This window comes from Pseudomonadota bacterium, from assembly GCA_010028905.1.
Taxonomy (GTDB): domain Bacteria; phylum Vulcanimicrobiota; class Xenobia; order RGZZ01; family RGZZ01; genus RGZZ01.
In genome coordinates, this window is record RGZZ01000541.1 from 1 (window position 1) to 3,100 (window position 3,100).

3 protein-coding genes are annotated in these 3,100 nt (G+C 68.5%); 2 read left to right on the forward strand and 1 reads right to left on the reverse strand.

Annotated features, from left to right (window positions below; all coding sequences use genetic code 11):
• On the reverse strand, positions 1-1,451 hold a 1,451-nt coding region (locus EB084_22525; protein NDD31040.1), incomplete at its 3' end, for a hypothetical protein.
• Positions 1,452-1,700: 249 nt separating this feature from the next.
• On the opposite strand from EB084_22525, the gene EB084_22530 reads away from it, so the two are divergent.
• Both EB084_22530 and EB084_22535 read left to right on the forward strand, forming a co-directional pair.
• On the forward strand, positions 1,701-2,516 hold the full coding sequence (locus EB084_22530; protein NDD31041.1) for a DUF4013 domain-containing protein: 816 nt from the start codon (positions 1,701-1,703) through the stop codon (positions 2,514-2,516).
• 87 nt (positions 2,517-2,603) lie between these two features.
• Positions 2,604-2,972 (forward strand): hypothetical protein, encoded by a 369-nt coding sequence (locus EB084_22535; GenBank protein NDD31042.1) that lies wholly within the window; start codon positions 2,604-2,606, stop codon positions 2,970-2,972.
• The last annotated feature ends 128 nt before the right edge of the window (positions 2,973-3,100 follow it).

The following is a 3,100-nucleotide window of genomic DNA, read 5'->3' on the forward strand; positions in this document are numbered from 1 at the left end:
AAGGGGGCGAGGGTGAACGACCGGGTGCGCGGCAGGTACGGGGTCCATCGGCTGCTGTACTCGACGAGGGTGAGGCGCCCCGCGATCAGCACGAGCGGAGCGATCGACCTCACCTGGTCGAGGAAGAGCTGGCGAAGCCACGTGTCGACCACGGGGCCGATGAGCTCGTAGTTGTCGAAGCAGAGCACCACGCGGCGTGCGATGTGCGCACCTCGGCGCTCGCGTCTCGTGAACCGCTCGAGGTCACGGGCGAAGGCCTGGGTGAGGGCGCGCACCGGCTCGCTTCCCATGAGGTCTTGAAGCTGCTGCTGCTGCTGGGCCTCGAACTTCTCGAAGCCCATCGAGAGCAGGTGCAAGGCGGGCGGGGCCACCTTGTGCAAGCGGCCCGCGTAGGGCGCGGCGTGCTTCAGCGCGTTCGAGACCGTGATGAGGTTCGAGGCGCGCGGGGATTCGGGGGGCGCGCCGTGCGGCCTCTGGGTACGGCGCAGGGCGTGCAGGTGGGCGTCGAACCCTGGGGTCGGACATCCGCTCGCATTCAGCGAGCGCGCCAGATCGGCGAGCACGCGGAAGACATCGTTCGGACCCGACTCCACCACGTGATGGTCGGAAATCCCGAAGACCGCCCAGGGGCGGCAGCGCCCAAGGAGCTGCTCGATGAGGAAGCTCTTTCCCATCCCTGGGGCGGCCTTGACGCAGAACAGGGTGGCGTGAGACTCGAGGCGCCACCACGGCGTCTGCGCCAGCGCCTGAAAGGTGCTCACCACCGCCTCGCGTCCCACGATCTCCGCGGCGGTCTCGGGCCTTCCCCCGCGCGAGGTGAGGGGAAGGGGGCGCGTCTTCACCTGCTCGTCACCGAGCCAGGCGTCGACCAGGGACGACGCGCGGTTCGCGCCCGTGCGCGAGCGCAGCGAATCGCGCCAGACGTAGACGGGCAGATCGGGTTCCAGGTCGAGGCGTTCCGGCGGCCAGCGCGAGCATACGAGGGCCAGCGCCGCATCGGCGCCGGTGCACTCGCGCGCCGCGCGGCAGGCGGCTTCAGTGGCGGTTTCGACGAACCAGACGACCGACGGCTTGCCGCTGCGGTGGGTGAATCGCAGCATGATGGCGTCGCTGAGGGTGTCGCGGGTGAACGGCTGCGCGTTGGCAGTGGCCCAGGCCGCCATGCGATCGGCCACCTGTGCGGCAGAGAGGCGCTCGAGCGCGGGCGACACGGGGTTCCCGAAGCGGCGTCCACGAGACTGTCGTCGCGACCGCCGGACCGCCGAGGCCGCGGAGGTCGCTCCCCCCGCCAGGGCGCCGGCGGCGTTCCAGGCGCCTCTGGCAATCGCGCCCACCGCTCGCGCCGCACCGCCCGCGAGGCTTCCCGCAACCCGCCCCACGCTTGCGCCGACGCGACGCGTCACGCCGCGCTCTGGGGGCTTCGGGTCGCCATCATCGAACGGGTCTGGCAAGGAAGCGACGTCCTCCTCGATTGGGCCACGCCCTGGTCCCGATGTTCGGGACGGCGGGTTGAGGCCCCTCTGGCCTGCGCGCCTCGTTGTCGCGAATGGTCGGCGTGCAGTGGGCGGGGGAAGGGACGAGGGCCGGAGGGCGTGAACTTCCCTGAACGCGGAACTTCAACGCCTGAGACAGGTGCGCGGGTCTGCACCCTGCGCCGCGCGGAAGCCGCGAAGTGGCGCGCGGCGCTGTCGAGAGAGGGAATGTCTGTGTACTGTCCACACTGTGGTGCCAGCATCGGCGGGTCGGCTACGTTGTTCTGCCCACGCTGCGGAGGGGGGCTCTCCGTCGCGGGAGGCGCGCCCGCGGCGCCCGGCGTGCCTCTCGACCAGATCTCGTGGGTCGATGCGCTCATGCTCCCGTTCCAGGGAAGAGATGTGGCGAACCGACTGCTGGTGGGGTGTCTCATCAACTTCATCCCCATGGTCGGACAGATCTTCCTGTGTGGCTACATCTTGCGCTACACGCGCAAGATCCTGCGCGGCGGCGACGCCGATCTCCCCCCCTGGGACGAGTGGGGGCGCCTCTTTGTCGAAGGCTCGTGGGCCAGTGTTGTCGTCAGCGCGTTCATCCTCGTGCCGTTCACGGTGCTCCTGGTGATGGCCGCACCGGCGTTCGTGGCTGTGCTGTCGGCCATCAGCGAAGGGCACAGCGATGCGGCTGTCGATATCTTCTTGCGATTGGTGCTGGGGTTTGCGATCGGTCTGCTGGTACTGCTGGCCTGCTCGCTCCCTGCGCCCATCGCGCTGTGTCGCTTCGCGGTGACCGACCGCGTGGGAGACGCGCTCAACCCGGCGGTGTGGGGCGGTCTCATTGCGCGCGCGCCACTTGCGTTTCTCGGGAACTGGCTCGGGGTGTTCGGGTCAGCAGTGATCGTCACGATGGGGCTGGCCATGCTCAACATCATTCCCGTCATCGGAACGCTCGCGTTCTTCGTGGGGAGCACGGTCATCGGCGTGGCCTGGGGCTTGTGCACCCAGATCGTCTTCGCCCGGTTCGTGGCGCGGCACGCGCGATGAGGCGCGCGGTTCGCGCGTGCTCTATGTGAGTGCCTCGATATCGTCGCCGTTTTTCGCGGTGAGCGGGGCCTATCTAACGGAGGGCACATGCAGCTCAACACGCTGATACTTCGGGTAACATTTGCCGCGAGCATCGTCATCTATGCGCTCATCGCGTCCCTCCTCTTCGGCAACAATGTGGCGCCGTCGACCGGAGTGGCACAGATGGTTGGCTTCTTCAAGATTGGTTTGCCCATTCTCTGGGTGTTCGCGCTGGTCGGGTCGCTGGTCTTGTCGCGCACGCCCACGACATCGCCCGTCACGCCCGTGATCCTCGTGCTGGCGGGCATCGAGATCGGCCCCGTCCTCGCCCTCATGACCGTCGTGCTGGGGGGAGGGGTGACGTACATGTACGTGGTGTCCGCTGTCGCCCTCGTGCTGAGCGTGGTGGACTTCCTGCGCAATCCGCTCGCATAGGGCGGTGCTGCGGAACGGGGAGGTGAGGCGGAGCCGGCACAGGTGCGGCGTCCGCGAGATTGGTTCCTCCCCCGCTCACACGCTGTTCCGGACGCGGCACGTCAACAGGGCTTGGCGATGGGCCGCGT

What these genes read in the sequence shown, in the direction of transcription:
- EB084_22535 (NDD31042.1), top strand. Translation starts at nt 2,604, where the DNA reads ATGCAGCTCAACACGCTGATACTTCGGGTAACATTTGCCGCGAGCATC.
- EB084_22530 (NDD31041.1), top strand. Translation starts at nt 1,701, where the DNA reads ATGTCTGTGTACTGTCCACACTGTGGTGCCAGCATCGGCGGGTCGGCT.